This window comes from Hippea alviniae EP5-r (assembly GCF_000420385.1).
Classification (GTDB): domain Bacteria; phylum Campylobacterota_A; class Desulfurellia; order Desulfurellales; family Hippeaceae; genus Hippea; species Hippea alviniae.
The window spans coordinates 448,476-464,942 of the sequence record NZ_ATUV01000001.1; the positions used below are offsets into that span (position 1 = coordinate 448,476).

The following is a 16,467-nucleotide window of genomic DNA, read 5'->3' on the forward strand; positions in this document are numbered from 1 at the left end:
TTTATCTCCTATTTTTTAAAAAATTTTCTAAATTTTCTTAGGTGTCCCCCATTAAGCGCTTTTGCTATAGGAGTTGGCAAGAATGTTATAATATATCTTGATAGAGTTTTAAAATTTTTGTTGTCTATTTCTAATGATTTTTTTAAGTATTCTCTGGCTATTTTTCTGTTTCCTGAATGTATTAAAGCTGCTCCATATTTCATATAAACCTTAGACATAGTTTGTTTTAATACATCCTCTATCTCTTTTTTTTTAGTATTGGATAAAGAGTTGTAAAAATTTTCTATTACTATGCAATTGTGTTTTCTTGTTTTTATGGGTATTTCCTCATTACATATATCTATCCTTTTGTAGACTAAAGGTTTTTCTATATATGCAAATTTTCCAATCTTCATTACTTTTAACCACAAATCCCAATCTTCTGTGACTTCTAATGATTCATCAAACCCACCTACTCTTTCAACTATCTTTTTCTTTATGACAACCGTACTTGGGTCTATAAAGCTTCCTCTTACTATCCATTTTAAATCGACAATTTGCGGGGTTTTGCCTTCTTTATAACCTATAACCTTTTTGCCTGATGGATAGAGTTTAAAGTAGTTTGTAAATACTCCTATTACATCACCCTTTTTTATTCTGTTTACGCAGATTTCCAAAAACTTCTTGTCCCATATATCATCATCATCCAAAAATGCTATTAATGGATATTTAGCTTTTTCAATTGCTATATTTCTTGCACAACATCTGCCACAGTTTTCGTGGTAAATATACACGGTTTCAGGAAAATACTTTTTTACAAGCTCTCCGCTTCCATCTGATGAACCATCATCCGATACGATTACTTCGTAAGGTTTGTATGTTTGATTAAAGGCACTTTCTACTGCTTGTAATAGCAAATTCTTTCTATTGAATGTTGGTATTATTATGCTTACGCCTTCGTTCTTATCCATAGATACTTTTCTCTATCTTCTCAACTATTCTCTCTAAACTTAAATTTTCTTCGACAAATTTTCTCCCATTCAAAGTAAGTTTTTCTCTAAGTTCTTTGTTTTTCCATAGTTCTCTTATCGCTTTAGATATACTATCCGAATCTATGTCTGTTATCAAGAGATGTTCTCCTGAGATTGCTATCTCTCCTATTCCTGTCTCCTTTGTGGCTATGGTTGGTATTCCGCATGCCATTGATTCTATAACAACATTGTCAAACCCGCCTTTTTGAGATGGTATAACGCATACATCGAACAGTGAATATATTTCTTTTGTTGCTTCTATAGCACCCAAAAAGATTGCTCTATCTTTTATATTTAGCTCTTCTGTCATTTGAATAAGCTTATCCTTTAATTTTCCGTCTCCGACCAAAACAAGCTTTGCATCTATCTTACTTTTTGCAAACGCTTCGATTAGAACATCTGCGCCTTTTGGATTATAAAACCTAACAACCGAACCCACAATAAAACAGTCTTTGAGATTAAATTTTTCCCTTATTTTAGCTTTTTCTGTTAAACTTAAAGGTCTAAACTGCTCTATATTAATGGGATTATAAATTACATCTATTTTCTCCTTTGCGTTTGGCAAAACCCTGATTATGTTTTTTTTGACCTTTTCGGAGTTTGCAATATAAGACTTGCTCTTCTTTACAAAATACTCCATAAATACTCGCCTGTGCCACTTTCTCTCCCATTTCCAGACTGTGCTTCCAATAAAAGTTATAACTGGTGTATCTATGCCAAGCAGAGCCATCTTTGTTGTATAGTCAGCTAAGAACTCAAATGTTATCACGGTGTCAGGTTTTAAACTCTTGAGTAGTTTTCTTAGCTTTAAGAAGACATCAATTCTGAATGATTTGAGTGCTTTATTGTGCTCTTCTGTTAAGCTTATGGCATTGATTCCGTCGATTTCTGCCTGTTTTATAGATGATTCGTCTGCTTTCATAATTGAGATAATTGTTATTTTGTTGCCGCGCTTTTTTAATCCTTTTGCTATTCTATATGCCCTTCTTTCTGGTCCGCCAAAAAAACCAAAGGCATCTAAAACAAAAACTATATGCTTCATTTGTGCATAGCTGCGTATATTTTTGCGGTTAAGTAATATTTGTTTGACAGAAGTTTCCTTATAAAGGCTTTTTTACTTTTTGGTGCGTGTATTCTTCCTATTAGACAGAAATCGTCTTTAAAAAAGGCCTTTTTCTGGGTCGTAAAACAGAATTCAAAGCCCAATTTTTTTGCTATTTCTAAGGATTCACTGCTAAATTCACCCCACGGCCAGCTAAGGAATGGTGTGTCAAAGCCGAGATGTTTTTTGATTAACTCTTTTGATGTTTTTAAGTCTTCTTCAACCCTTTTTAGGTAATCTTCTTCCTTTTCCCATTTGCCTTCAAAAAATCTTCTTGTTGCAAGATAGCTTTTCATTGGGTATATAGGGTCTTTGATTTTGGGCTTTTTACCCAAAGCGAACTCATAACTCCAATGAACCTTTGAATCTGTTTGAAATTCTCCTATTTTTTTGTCAGAGCTGAATATCCTTACATGATTGTGCGAATGAGAGCCTATCTCAAAAATACCACTCTCTTTCATGAGTTTTAATTCATCCCAGCTTAAAAACTCCGATAAATCGCCTTCGTATAAGGATTTTTTTAAAGCATTCTCTTCTTTAGCAGGTATGAATAGATTATTTGTATAGTCTTCTGTTGTTTTATTTATTCCACCACTTCTAACCTTTGAAGTTATTATAAATATTAGGGCTTTTGCTGAAAATTCCTTTAAGATTTGGTATGCATAAACAAAATTGTCCAAGAAACCATCATCGAATGTTAACAATACACTGCTTTTTTTAAGTTTTTTTCCTTTCTTTAAGTCGTATAAAACTTCAGGGTCTGCAATATCGAAATGCTTTTTTAAAAAAGACAGCTGCCATCTGAAGGTGTTCACATCTATATCATAGCCTTCAAACGGCAGTATCCTGTGGTAATAAAGAACAATTAATGGTTTCAATACTCTATTCTTGCTGCTGTTAGTCTGTCTGTTTCGTAAATTCCCCTTATGAATCTGTCAAAGAAGCCCGTTGGAACACCTATGACAGAAAGTACATAATCGCCATCCTTTGCACAGCCAACAATTCTTCCACTTACATCGCCAGATGACCAGATAAACTTTAGCTTTCCATTAACAAGCTCAAACAGTTTCAAGTTGTATGCGTTGTAGTGCTGTTTGGCTATAGTTATATGGTTTGACATATAGTTTCTCAAACCAAGCAGATAAATTTTGCCATTTTCTTTCTGTATTCTTATTGCTTTTGGTATTTCCACACTTGCTTTTCTGTATAGCTCTTCAACGGGCTCTTCGTTGTTCTCTATGTCAACAGGGTATCTTTGGATAAGTCTTTCTCCTTGGCCAAAACCATACGATGTTGTTTGGACGACTTTACCCAAAGCTGTGTTATACACTTCAAGCTGCTTGAATTTGTTTATAAACACTATATCGTTCTTAACTTTGAAGAACTCGTAGAAGCTGTCTGGTTGTATAGGAAGCTTGAGTTCTGATACAGGCTTGAATGTGTTTAAGCTGAGTTCGTATATAGGCCCATAAAATGGCTTTGATACGCTTGCCTTTTGGGCTATGAGAATAGGATGGTTGCTGAACTTGTTATAGAATCTTATGTGGTATGGTAAATCTTCAACAATGGGCACAAACCGTTTATCTTTTATATATCCCACAGCCGATGAGAGTGCTCCATATCTGTTGAAGTTGCTTATAGCTATAAGTGTTTTTCCGTTTATCTTTGCGGAGTCTATGTTTATGATGTTGTATCCGTAAGATAGGTCGTAAAGTTTTTCAAAACTATCCCACTGAAATCTATAAACTTCGATTTTTGAGCCCTGAGTTATAACAACTTTACTTGAATTATCGCTGTCAAATAGGCCGTAATAGAATGCCGTTGTTCCATATCCAATCGGTTTATAGAATACAACTTTGTATGTAGAAGAAGACATCTGAAGGCCTGTGTAAGGGCTATACAATCCAAACCTGTTTAAAATAGATTCCCAGAATGTTAGCTTCGGCCTTAATCTTAGGTTTGAAGCAACTAAGTTTTCCGGTGGTATGGTTTGTATTGGTTGTGAATTTAGAACAAGTTGGGTCTCTTTGTCTATTGCTAAGGAATTTGCCAGCATTACATTGCCGCTGTAACCATTATAGAGCTTAAACTTTAAATCCTTATCCCTTATCGTTGAAACGGTTATTATAAGGTCTGCACTTAAAACATTTGCTAATCTCTTTATCGCCGTTTTTTCATAAAGTGAGTTTATTCTGTTGTTAACGATTGCTATTTGAACCCTATCTTCGCCTATAACGAAAAACCTATTGGTCTGTTCAAGCTTTGACTTTAGTGTTTTGTATATGTATGGATTTCTTGTTATTATGGCAACTGTATAAGATGCCTTTCCTGAAGTGAAGTAATCTCCAACTTTTGGTTTGCCTATTATCTCCTTTTCGCCGTTTGGTATTATGCCAAGCCCTATTAGATACTTCTTCTCTCTTTCTACGCCTTGTGTTATTACAGCTATTGCTTTATGCTCAAATGTTTTTACAACATTTGCATATGCTATCCCTTCCTTTAGCTGGACAGGTTTATCTGAATTTAACGGCACGAAACTGCCCAAGTTTCTGTATATGTAAACGAAATAATTTCTGCTTAATCCATCGAGTTCACCTTTGTTTAGCTCAACCTTGTTCCCATTTACCGCTATTACCTTGCCATTTACAATGTGAAGTTTTGACATTATCTGTTCTGTCAGATTATCAAATACATCCGCTTTTGATGTTTGAGAAAACCCAAATACAAAAATTACAATCAGGATAGATAAAAATTTTTTCATCTTTTTATTCCTTTTAACTGTTCTATTCTGGCCTTTGTTTTCTTATAAACCGTCGTTATCTCTTCAAGCTCTGCTTTCTTCTCTTCAATTAGCTCTTTTGGTGCTTTTTCTAAAAATGCCTGATTTGTTAGCTTGTTATTTAAAAATGATAGCGATTTCTCCTGTTTTTTCAACAGCTTTTCCAATCTTGCTATCTCTTTTTCTATATCTATGTTGCCTTCCACGGGTAAGTATATATCTCCATAGATTGTTGATTGAACAATGCACTCTTCTTCTATTTTGTCTGTGATTACCAGGTTTTCAACACCAGCCAAGGCATAAATGTAATTCTTGAAATTTACGATAATTGATTGCACCTGTTCATTGGCTGTTTTTATGTAAACCTTTATCTTTTTGGCAGGCGGTATGTTATTTTCGCTTCTTAGGTTTCTTATAGACCTTATCGTATCAAGCACTATATCCATTGATGACTCTATCTCTTCAGAAATTAAAGACTCCTTAAACTCTGGATATGGTGCAATCATTATCGATTCGCCCGTTTTGTTTGGTAATTTCTGCCAAAGTTCTTCGGTTATGAACGGTGTAAATGGGTGCAAAAGCCTTAGAGTTGTCTCAAATACTTCAAGCAATGTGTATTTTATAGAGTATGAGAACTCATCGTTCAAATGGACTTTGCTCATCTCTATGTAATAGTCGCAAAACTCGTGCCATAAGAATTGATATATGGCACTTGCTGCTTCGTTGAATTTGTATTCTTTAAAGCTACCTTCAACCTTTTTGATTGTTTTTGCGAGTCTTGATTTAATCCAAATGGAAGCTGGTGAGAGTTTCTTTGGTTTCTCTTTGAATTCCTGACCTTCGGTGTTGAGTTTTATGTATCTAAAGGCGTTCCAGATTTTGTTCATGAAACGCTTGTATCCTTCGATTTTGTCTTCGGATAGCTTTATATCCCTGCCCTGGGCGGCTAATATTGCAAGTGTAAACCTTAGAGAGTCTGCTCCGTATTTTTCGACAACTTCCAACGGATCTATAACATTACCCTTTGTTTTACTCATCTTTTGGCCATATTGGTCTCTTACGAGCGCATGTATATAGACATCTCTAAATGGCACATCCTTTTTGAAGTGCAAACCCATCATCATCATACGGGCAACCCAGAAGAAGATAATATCAAAGCCAGTAACCAATAGACTCGTTGGGTAAAATCTCTTTAGATCTTCTGTTTCTTCAGGCCAACCCAGTGTTGACATAGGCCATAAGGCAGACGAGAACCATGTATCTAGAACATCTTCTTCTTGAACGAGATTTGAGCTTCCGCAATGCTCACAAACCTTTGGCTCTTCTTCTGATACCGTGTATTTGCCGCACTCTTCGCATTTATAGACGGGTATTCTATGACCCCACCAGAGCTGCCTTGATATACACCAATCCTTTATATTATACATCCACTCAAAGTATGTTTTCTCCCAGTTTTTGGGTATAAAACGGGTTTTTCCTTCTTCAACGGCTTTTATAGCAGGCTCTGCCAACGGTTTTGTCCTTACAAACCACTGCTCAGACACATAGGGCTCAATTGTTGTATGGCATCTATAACATGTGCCTACGGCGTGTTTATGTTCTGCCGCATTCTTTATGAATCCTTTGCTTTCAAGCTCTGCTACAAGCTTTGACCTGCACTCGAATCTATCAAGGCCCTTGTAATGCAGAGCTTCTTCTGTCATTTTGCCGTAATCGTCGATTGCAACGACTATTGGTAAATTATGCCTTCTTCCCACTTCAAAGTCGTTTGGGTCATGTGCCGGTGTTATCTTTACAACGCCTGTTCCAAATTCCATGTCAACATACTCATCGGCTATTACAGGAATGGCTTTATTCTTGATTGGTAGTATAACATTCTTTCCTATTATGTTTTTGTATCTCTCGTCGTTTGGATTTACGGCAACTGCAGTATCTCCAAACATAGTCTCTGGTCTTGTCGTTGCGACAATTACACCACCACTTCCATCTTCAAACGGATACTCGATATAGTAAAGTTTGCCTGTCTCTTCCCTGTATTCAACTTCCAAATCGCTTAAGGCTGTGTGGCATCTTGGACACCAGTTTATAATGTATTTATCCTTGTAAATCAGCCCTTCTTTGTAAAGCTGAACAAACACCTTTCTTACAGCTTTTGAGAGCTGTTCATCCATCGTAAAACGCAGTCTTGACCAGTCGCAGCTCAAACCCAATCTTTTTATCTGTTCAACTATTCTGTTGCCGTATTTCTCTTTCCACTCCCAAACCTTCTCAACAAACTTCTCTCTGCCCAAATCTTCCTTTTTTATACCCTTAGATGCTAAATCCTTCTCGACCATGTTCTGGGTTGCTATGCCTGCATGGTCAGTTCCTGGCACCCATAGGACATTGTATCCCTTCATACGCTTGTATCTGACCATAATGTCCTGCAGTGTGCCATTTAGGGCGTGTCCTATATGAAGAGCACCCGTGACATTTGGCGGCGGTATAACTATACTAAAATTCTCTTTATCTTCTTTTTCTGTTGGTTTGAAATAGCCGTTTTCTTCCCAAAATTTATACCATTTTGTCTCAAAAGCCGGTGAATACTTTGTCTCTTCCATTCTTTCACCCCTTTTTATGCGTATTCTTTTGCAAGATTTACACCATAGCTAAAAGCAGTGGCATTAACTGTTCTGAGTTTTTCTGGCAACACATCATCTATGGCTTCAAAGAAGTATTTCTCGTCAATTGGCAAAAATTTAGATAAAACGCCAAGCATAATTGTATTTGTCAATCTTGGATTACCCAGCTTTTTTGCATCTTCTGAGAATTTTCTCTTTATTAATTTTTCCACAGTTAAGCTCTGTATCATCTCATCAATCTTGTTTTCATCTATTGTTTGGCCTATAATTGGGACGATTCTATCGTTTGCTATTACTTTTGATGCAGGATTTAGGTATTCAACCCAGCGAAGAAGTTCAACCTTTTCTGTTGCAAACATAAATTGAACGCTGCCCTTTTTGTCTGTTGGTGAATACACTTTATCTCCAAATCTTACCGATGCCGAGACTGAGCCACCTCTTTGACTCATGCCGTGAATCTCGCTCTTTTTCACATCAAAACCGGCAAGCATACAAGCCTGAGCAACTATATTAGAAGCTGTGATTATGCCATCTCCACCTACACCGACAAATAGAACGCTTGTTATGTTCATTTCTCCTCCTTAGGCACGATAGCACCTTCTATAGGACATACATGTTTGCACACTTCACAACCTGTACACAACACTTCATCTATTATCGCCTTCTTGTTTTTAAAATCTATGGCAGGACATGCTATGCGCAGACATCTTTTGCAGCCCGTGCATTTGTCTGCAACAACCGTAAGCGGCTTATCTTTTATCTTTTTGGGAGCTAAAACACACGGCCTTGTTGGTATAATTACACTCAAGCCATCGTGGTTTATCTCTCTTTCAATGAGTTCTTTTGTCGTCTTGTAATCATACTGGTCAACTTCGAACACCCTTTCTATGCCAAGGGATTTTGCCAACTCTTTTATCTTTATTGGCTGGAAATCTTCACCTTTCAATGTAAATCCTGTCGATGGGTCTGGCTGACCACCTGTCATAGCTGTTATTCTATTGTCGAGTATGATAACCGTCATATTTGCTTTGTTTACATGCGCATCTATGAGTGGTTGAATGCCTGTATGGAAGAATGTTGAATCTCCTATTACCGCAACGACCTTCTCTTTGCTTTGAGCTTTTGCTATACCAACAGCCATTGATATGCTTGCACCCATACAGACGGTTGTATGCATGGCGGCTAATGGTGGTAAGGCTCCAAGCGTATAGCATCCTATATCGCCTGTTATGAATATGTTTCTTATCGAGTGCAGTATGTCAAATATTGGTCTGTGTGGGCATCCAGGACACAAAGCAGGTGGTCTTTTTGGCAGTTCAAACGCATTGAACACCTTTGTCGTTTTGTCTTTGAGTATGCCGGCCTTGTGCAGGCCTTCTTCGACTATATCAAGATTAAACTCACCATCAACAGGAAAATATTTTTTTCCTTCTATGTTTATGCCTGCTATTTTTAGCTCTTCTTCCATAAACGGCTCTAACTCTTCAACGACTAAAACCTTATCGAACTGTTTTACAAACTCTCTTATCTTGTTTATGGGCATAGGATAGCTAAAGCCAACCTTGAAGATGTGAGCATCTGGCAGTATCTCTTTTACATAATTGTAAGCCATACTGGAGGTTATTATGCCTATGTTGTTTGAGCCGCTTTCTATTTTGTTTAGTGGCGTCTCTTCTGAGAACTTTTTTAACTCTTCAAGTCTGTTTATTACAACCTTGTGCCTTTGTATGGCATTTGACGGTATCATTACATATTTTCTAAAATCCTTTTTTAGTTCTAACTCTTGCTCGTTGTCCAATGTTCTTGGGTCAAACTGAACCATGCCGAGTGAGTGTGATACTCGTGTTGTGCTTCTGAAGATTACCGGTGTATCAAACTTTTCGCTAACGATAAAAGCATACTGCATAAAACCCATCGCTTCGAACGGGTCTGATGGCTCTATCAATGGAACTTTGGCGAATTTTGCATATCTTCTTGAATCCTGCTCGTTTTGTGATGAGTGCATGCCTGGGTCATCGGCCACAACAACAACAAACCCGGCATTCACGCCTGTGTAAGACGATGTCATAAGCGGGTCTGCAGCGACATTTAAACCCACGTGTTTCATCGTTGCAAAGCTTCTTACACCAGCCAAAGAAGCGCCCAAAGCCGCTTCAAATCCCGCCTTTTCATTTGGAGCCCATTGAGCCGTAACGGTTGGATAGTTTTTGAAATGCTCAAGTATTTCGCTTGATGGTGTTCCAGGATAACCGCTTCCGAAACGGGCATTACCTTTATATGCACCTATTGAGATTGCCTGATTTCCACTAACTATCTTTTTTACCAGTTTAAAACTCACCTTTGCACTCTCCTTAGAATGCTATTTTTATTACTGTTTTCACATTGCCGCGTGGCGTGAAGTCGCCAATTACTTCAAGATGCTTAGGTTTTAGTGTCTCTTTTAATGCGTTAAAAATCTCGTTTGTCGCATCTTCGTGTGATATATATCTATCTCTGTATTTGTTTAAAAACAGTTTTAGGGATTTTAGTTCGATTACATACTTATCTGGCACATATTTTATTTTTATAGTGGCAAAATCGGGATATCCGCTTCTTGGACATTTGCATGTAAACTCGGGAAACTCTATGCTTACTTCATAATCATTTTCTGGGTGTTTATTCTCCCATACTTCAAGTTTAGCTTCTTCTATTGCTTTTTCTCCATACTTCATTTGCCACCCCCTGTAAAAAACTAACCCTATTTTTAGCATAAAGAGACGATGATTACAAGATTATAAAGATAAAAAGGCATGTTGGATTAAAATTCTTGATATAATTCTTGATATTTTTATTTTTTTCTTCTAAACTTTCCTGGCTTAATTTAGAAGCTTTAAAAGTGGAGGGCGACTGTTGAAAATTTCTGAGATTTTGAAGCACAAAAAACCGACAATATCGTTTGAATTTTTCCCGCCAAAAAAGATAGAAAACGAAGGTATTCTGTTTAAGACGGTTGAAATTTTAAAGGATTACAATCCAGACTTTGTCTCAATAACATACGGAGCTGGTGGTTCAACGAGAGAAAAAACGGTTGAATGGACACTGAAACTAAAGAGAAACTACAACTTGAATGTTATGATGCATTTAACCTGCATCTCGTCAACGAAGGATGAAATAGATAAAATTATCGAAACGCTGCAAAATGCCAATATCGATAATATACTGGCATTAAGAGGCGACATACCAGAAAATGGCAAGCTCAACGGCGAGTTCAAGTATGCCTATCAACTTGTTAAATATTTGAAGAGTAAAGGTGATTTCTCCATTGGTGTTGCAGGTTACCCTGAAGGTCATCCCGAAGCCGAATCATTAAAGAAAGACACAGAGTATTTGAAAAGCAAAATAGAAGCAGGTGGTGAATTCATAATAACACAGCTGTTTTTTGAAAACAGGTATTTCTTTGACTTTGTTGATAGGATTAGAAAAGCCGGTATTACCGTTCCTGTAATTGCAGGAATAATGCCTATTTTAAATCTCTCTCAAGTTGAAAGATTTACAAAGATGTGTGCAGCTGGTGTGCCTGAAGGATTAATTGAGTCTATGCAGAACAAAAGCAAAGAAGGTATGTTTAAAATTGGCGTTGAGTATGCGACAAAACAGTGCGAAGAGCTTTTGCAAAACGGTGTCGATGGTTTGCACTTTTACACACTCAACAAATACAACGCAACAAAAGAGATTCTAAATAACCTAAAAAGCAAAGGGCTTCTTTAAAGAAGCCCTATTTATCCTTTGCCTGAATTTTAGCCCATGTGTCTTTGAGTGTTACAATTCTATTAAATATAAGCTTATCTTCCGTTGAATCTTTATCAACGGCAAAATAACCCTTTCTTAAAAACTGAAACCTATCGCCAACCTTTGCATCTTGTAGTGAAGGCTCAGCTTTACAACCATTCAAAACAGTCAAAGAGTTTGGGTTGATATTCTTTAAAAAGTCGTCGTCTTCTTCTGGGTCTTCTTTTGTAAATAGGTGCTCATACAGTCTTACTTCAACATCAAGACAATGCTTTGCACTAACCCAATGAAGGGTTCCTTTTACCTTTCTTCCGTCGTTTGTCCATCCACCTTTAGAGTCTGGATCATAGGTGCAAATAAGTTCAACGATATTGCCATTTTCGTCTTTTTTGACATCTTTGCAGGTTATGTAGTATGCATGTTTAAGCCTGACTTCCTTGCCCGGTGCAAGCCTAAAGAATTTCTTTGGCGGATTTTCCATAAAATCGTCTCTTTCTATGTAAATCTCTCTGCAAAACGGTATCTTTCTTGTGCCTGCGTTTTTATCTTCCGGGTTGTTCTCTGCATTAAACCATTCAACTTTATCTTCTGGATAGTTCTCTATTACAACCTTGATAGGGTCAAGAACAACCATCACCCTGTTTGCCGTTTTGTTTAAATCTTCCCTTACGCAGTGTTCAAGCAGAGCATAATCGACAACAGAGTCTGTCCTTGAAACGCCTGTTCTTTCAACAAAATCTCTTATTGCAGCGGGTGTGTATCCCCTTCTTCTTAAGCCCGCAATTGTGGGCATTCGTGGGTCGTCCCAACCGTTGACATAACCTTCTTTAACGAGAATTGTCAATTTTCTTTTGCTTAAAACGGTATAGGTAAGGTTCAGTCTTCCAAACTCTATCTGTTTGGGTTTATATATACCAAGCTGATCTAAGAACCACTCATACAAGATTCTATGGTCTGCAAACTCAAGCGTGCATAGAGAGTGTGTTATTAGTTCTATTGAATCTTCAAGACAGTGAGCCCAGTCGTATGTTGGATAGATATACCACTTCTCACCCTGCCTATAGTGAGGCTTTTTGATAATTCTATACATTACAGGGTCGCGCATGTTCAAGTTAGGATGAGCCATATCTATTTTCGCCCTTAAGGTCTTTGAGCCTTCTTCAAACTCGCCCTTTCTCATTCTCTCAAACAGGTTTAGATTTTCTTCTATTGTTCTATTTCTGTAAGGGCTCTCCTTGCCGGGTTCTGTCAATGTCCCACGATACTCTCTTATCTGGTCTGGTGTTAAATCGCACACATACGCTTTGCCCTTCTTTATTAATTGAACGGCATACTCATACATCTGCTCAAAATAATCAGATGCAAAATAGAGCCTATCTTCCCAATCAAAGCCCAACCACTTTACATCTTCCTGCGCAGCTTTAACAAACTCTTCGCCTTCTTTTAAAGGGTTCGTATCGTCAAATCTGAGATTACATTTTCCACGATATTTCTCTGCTATACCAAAGTTTAAACAGATGGACTTTGCATGTCCTATGTGCAGATACCCATTGGGTTCAGGTGGAAAACGAGTATGAACCCTTCCGTTGTATGTGTTCTCTTCAAGGTCTCTCTCTATTATCTCTTCTATAAAGTTTGCTGGTTTATCGGGCATTTTTACACCTCAATCAATCAGTTTTGGCAAAATCTCTTCTGCTTTGCCTTGTAAAAATATGTCTGTTATCTCGTATGTATAGTTGGAAGGATTTGGGTTAACTTCAATTATAAGAGCTTTACTTCTTTTGGCTATATAAGGAATCTGGCTTGCTGGCATTATCTCACCAGTTGTGCCTATAACAAGCATACAATCGCAGGTTTTAGCAAGTTCTATTGATTTATCAAACGCATCTTTTGGAATAGGCTCTTTGAAAAAAACAAAATCTGGTTTTAAAATACCGCCACAGGCTTTGCATGTTGGTATCTCTGATTCGAAATCAACTTCATCCCTTTTAAACTTCTCACCACAGCTCATACAGACAAGCGTCTCTGCTGTTCCGTGAAACTCAACAACATCCTTTGAGCCTGCAGCCTGATGGAGATTATCTATATTTTGGGTGATAACAGGACAGCCAAGCTTTGCAAGAGCAATATGGCCAGGATTGGGTTTAATATCTTTTAACAGAAACGAGTAAAATATCTCTTTTATCAGTTTCCAGCTCTCTTTTGTATTGTTTAAAAAGAAATCTATATCCAACATTGATGGGTCATACTTGCTCCACAATCCGTCAGGACCACGAAATGGCGGTATTCCACTTGCAACGGATATACCAGCACCTGTAAAAGCCACGAGCCTTTTGCTTTTTTTTATCTTTTCTTTTGCTTTCTCAATAAGCTCGTTCATATTTTTATTTTATCATATGAGACGGCAGAAAGTAAACAATTTGCGGAAATAGAGCAAGTAAAACAACAACAAAAATCATAATAAGAAAGAAAGGAAAACTGTATTTTATAATATTGCCAACTTTCTCGTCTGATATACCTTGAATAACAAACAGAGAAAATCCAACAGGTGGGGTGATTTGGGCAAGCTCAACCATTATAACCAAAAAAATACCAAACCATAGCGGTTCAAAGCCAGCATTTTGCATTATAGGTAATATAATTGGCGTTGTCATAACAACCATCGATACGCCATCCAATATAGCACCAAGCACAAGATACATAAAACCAACAATGGCAAGTAAAGCATAAGGGCTTAGGTTAGACTGAGCTACATATAAGCTTAATGAACGGGTTATGCCACAAAATCCTGCAACTTGGGACAGAAATGCAGCGCCCATCATTATAAAAGCTATCATTATGGTTGTTTTTATGGTATTTTTCATAGACAAAACAAAGTTCTTCCATGTTAGGTTTTTGAAAAATAGAGCTATGAGTAAAGCTCCCAAAACACCTAAGGCTGCAGCTTCCGTTGGTGTTGCAAAACCCATATATATACTTCCAAGAACAAGTAAAATCAGAACAAAAACAGGTGATATGTCTTTTATTGAATTTAGCTTATCCTTCAAAGTAAAGTTTTCACTATCTTTTGGGACTATGTCGGGTTTTATCAAAGCCGCTATTATTATATAGGCAGAGTATAAACCGCCAAGAAGCAAGCCGGGTATTATTCCTGCTATAAACAGTTTACCGATAGACACATTGGACATTACACCGTAAATTATCATTATTAAACTTGGCGGAATCAAAAAACCTAAGGTTCCAGCTCCTGCCAAAGAACCGACTGATAAGCTTTTCGAATATCCTCTTTTGCTTAACTCATTTAATGTTATTTTTCCAACCGTTGCTGTTGTTGCTGCTGATGAACCAGAAACAGCCGCAAACATAGAGCATGCAACTACATTTAGATGTAATAATTTACCGGGAATTTTGGAAAACCAAGGTAATAAACCATTAAACAGTTTGTTTGATATGTCTGTGTGATACAGTATCTCTCCCATGAACACGAATAAAGGCAGTGCAACCAAAGACCAAGAGTCAAGACTGTTCCATGATGAGTTTGCTATTAAACCGCCAATTTTTGACCAGATTGAGATTGTTGGTGGAAGCGTAAAATCATAAAGAAGCATTGTTGCAACACCAGTGGCAAATAGAGAAAAACCTATCCATAAACCGGATAGGAGAAAAGAAAAAAGAACAATCACCATTGCTATAAGAAGGATTAAAGGGTCTGATATCATTTTTTTACAACCTTCAATAGTTCAGACAATAGTTGCAACCACAATATGGCAAATCCTATTGGCATACATAGTTGTGGTATCCAAATGAGAGTTTGGGCAACTGTATCTGCTCTCATCTGATAGATGTAAGCTTGCTTTACCATAACAACAGAATAGTAAAGCATAAAACCGCTCAGCAGAAACGCAATTACTATTCTAAGAACATCGAATAAAAATTGAATCTTTTTGGGTAAATGAGATGTTAAAACATTTATTCTTATATGGCCATTTTCTTTTAGTGTGTATCCTAATCCAAACATAACAAAACCAGCAAACATGTAAGCTGAGTATTCGTCTGTTATCATTATGGATTTTCCCAAAGTTCCCATCAGGGCTATGTTTGACACTATAAGAACGATTATGATTACAAGTAAAATACTCGAAAGATAGGCTCCCGCATCGGAGAGCCTATCTATTAATCTTATTATCTTTTCTCTCATCTGTTGATGAATTTTTCTATGATTGATTTCTCTTCTGGCGTGCATTTCTTCAAGAATGCTTCAATCAAATGCATTGCGGCTTTATCCATTTCTTTGCTGAACTTTTCATTTGGATGTTCGACTATCATCCCGTGTTCTTTTATGATTTTTAAATCTTCACTATTTATCTTTTCAGAATAAGCCCACTGATATTTCTCTGTCTCTCTTGCAGCCCTAAGTATAGCTTCTTTCTGTGTTTTATCGAGAGCATTCCAATAATCAAGATTTATTGTGACCATATTCAAAGGATAGGCGTAATTGATAGCTGTAAAGTATTTCAGAACTTCCCAAAACTTACCATTCTTAGTTGACTCAGCAGAAGTCAGAACACCATTTATAAGATTTGTTCTTAAAGCTGAATAGACTTCTCCCCATGGCATAGAGACGGCATTTGCTCCAAGAAGTCTTAAAAACTCAGCTCCATTTCTATCGTATGTTCTTATCTTTATACCTTTTAAATCTTTGGCATCTTTTATCTCTTTTTTGGTTACAAGGCCGCTTGGTGGCCATGGTGCGGCATACAGAAACTTTTGGTTCCACTTAAGAGCTGCCTTTTTGTATAAAGGTTTAAACTCTTGATAAAGTTTCCAGGCTTCTTTGTAAGATTTAACCAATCGTGGAAGGGAACTTACGCCAAAAACATGCTCACTGCCCGACACAACACCCATTAGAATGTCAGACATAGGAACTTGACCATCCCTTACAACCCTTAGAAGCTCTGGGCCTTTAAATCCCAAGCTTCCGCCAGGATAAACAGTAATAATGACCGTTCCATGACTGTACTTCTTAACCAATTTCGCAAAATGCATAGCACCAAGCGTGTGGATACTTGTTGGCCCATAGATGCAGTTTAGGTTCATCTTAACAACCTTTGCATTGGCAGTAACACCATATAGAATGAGCAGAGCAAAGAAGATGAATAAGACCCTCCCTAAGCGTTTCATAACAAA

The 16,467-nt window shown here is 37.3% G+C and carries 14 protein-coding genes; 1 reads left to right on the forward strand and 13 read right to left on the reverse strand.

The window, feature by feature from the left end; all coding sequences use genetic code 11:
- Window positions 1–8 precede the first annotated feature (8 nt).
- The 8 genes from G415_RS10625 to queF are packed head-to-tail and all read right to left on the reverse strand — an operon-like array spanning window position 9 to window position 10,223.
- Entirely contained in the window at window positions 9–950 is a 942-nt protein-coding gene (locus G415_RS10625) for a glycosyltransferase family 2 protein (protein ID WP_022670001.1), read from the reverse strand.
- Window positions 943–2,052: a glycosyltransferase family 4 protein gene (locus G415_RS0102435; protein ID WP_022670002.1), complete on the reverse strand. Its 1,110-nt coding sequence runs from the start codon at window positions 2,050–2,052 to the stop codon at window positions 943–945. Before G415_RS0102435 ends, G415_RS10625 begins: the two co-directional genes overlap by 8 nt.
- Window positions 2,049–2,990 carry a polysaccharide deacetylase family protein gene (locus tag G415_RS0102440; protein WP_022670003.1) on the reverse strand — a complete coding sequence of 314 codons (942 nt, stop codon included), beginning with the start codon at window positions 2,988–2,990 and terminating at the stop codon, window positions 2,049–2,051. The genes G415_RS0102435 and G415_RS0102440 overlap by 4 nt, the downstream gene beginning before the upstream one ends.
- Window positions 2,987–4,873, reverse strand: coding sequence for a hypothetical protein (locus G415_RS0102445; RefSeq protein ID WP_022670004.1), 1,887 nt, complete (start codon window positions 4,871–4,873; stop codon window positions 2,987–2,989). The genes G415_RS0102440 and G415_RS0102445 overlap by 4 nt, the downstream gene beginning before the upstream one ends.
- Window positions 4,870–7,491 carry a valine--tRNA ligase gene (locus tag G415_RS0102450; protein ID WP_022670005.1) on the reverse strand — a complete coding sequence of 874 codons (2,622 nt, stop codon included), beginning with the start codon at window positions 7,489–7,491 and terminating at the stop codon, window positions 4,870–4,872. The genes G415_RS0102445 and G415_RS0102450 overlap by 4 nt, the downstream gene beginning before the upstream one ends.
- A gap of 14 nt (window positions 7,492–7,505) precedes the next feature.
- Window positions 7,506–8,084, reverse strand: a complete 579-nt coding sequence (locus G415_RS0102455; protein WP_022670006.1) for an indolepyruvate oxidoreductase subunit beta — start codon at window positions 8,082–8,084, stop codon at window positions 7,506–7,508.
- Window positions 8,081–9,850, reverse strand: a complete 1,770-nt coding sequence (gene iorA / locus G415_RS0102460) for an indolepyruvate ferredoxin oxidoreductase subunit alpha (RefSeq protein WP_022670007.1) — start codon at window positions 9,848–9,850, stop codon at window positions 8,081–8,083. Before iorA ends, G415_RS0102455 begins: the two co-directional genes overlap by 4 nt.
- 13 nt (window positions 9,851–9,863) lie before the next feature.
- Window positions 9,864–10,223 (reverse strand): preQ(1) synthase, encoded by a 360-nt coding sequence (gene queF / locus G415_RS0102465; RefSeq protein ID WP_022670008.1) that lies wholly within the window; start codon window positions 10,221–10,223, stop codon window positions 9,864–9,866.
- A gap of 178 nt (window positions 10,224–10,401) precedes the next feature.
- Here queF and metF point away from each other — a divergent pair, with 178 nt between their 5' ends.
- On the forward strand, window positions 10,402–11,259 hold the full coding sequence (metF, locus tag G415_RS0102470) for a methylenetetrahydrofolate reductase [NAD(P)H] (RefSeq protein WP_022670009.1): 858 nt from the start codon (window positions 10,402–10,404) through the stop codon (window positions 11,257–11,259).
- Between the two features lie 7 nt (window positions 11,260–11,266).
- Here the strand turns inward: metF and G415_RS0102475 are convergent, their stop codons facing one another.
- Genes G415_RS0102475 through G415_RS0102495 form a run of 5 tightly spaced genes read right to left on the reverse strand, consistent with a single transcriptional unit; the run spans window position 11,267 to window position 16,461 of the window.
- Complete coding sequence (locus G415_RS0102475; RefSeq protein WP_022670010.1) at window positions 11,267–12,934, reverse strand: glutamine--tRNA ligase/YqeY domain fusion protein; 1,668 nt, start codon at window positions 12,932–12,934, stop codon at window positions 11,267–11,269.
- A gap of 9 nt (window positions 12,935–12,943) precedes the next feature.
- Complete coding sequence (locus G415_RS0102480; RefSeq protein ID WP_022670011.1) at window positions 12,944–13,660, reverse strand: SIR2 family NAD-dependent protein deacylase; 717 nt, start codon at window positions 13,658–13,660, stop codon at window positions 12,944–12,946.
- Window positions 13,661–13,664: 4 nt separating this feature from the next.
- Window positions 13,665–14,999: a TRAP transporter large permease gene (locus tag G415_RS0102485; protein ID WP_022670012.1), complete on the reverse strand. Its 1,335-nt coding sequence runs from the start codon at window positions 14,997–14,999 to the stop codon at window positions 13,665–13,667.
- On the reverse strand, window positions 14,996–15,523 hold the full coding sequence (locus G415_RS0102490) for a TRAP transporter small permease subunit (protein WP_238321439.1): 528 nt from the start codon (window positions 15,521–15,523) through the stop codon (window positions 14,996–14,998). The genes G415_RS0102485 and G415_RS0102490 overlap by 4 nt, the downstream gene beginning before the upstream one ends.
- Complete coding sequence (locus G415_RS0102495; protein WP_022670014.1) at window positions 15,475–16,461, reverse strand: TRAP transporter substrate-binding protein; 987 nt, start codon at window positions 16,459–16,461, stop codon at window positions 15,475–15,477. The genes G415_RS0102490 and G415_RS0102495 overlap by 49 nt, the downstream gene beginning before the upstream one ends.
- Window positions 16,462–16,467: the final 6 nt, after the last annotated feature.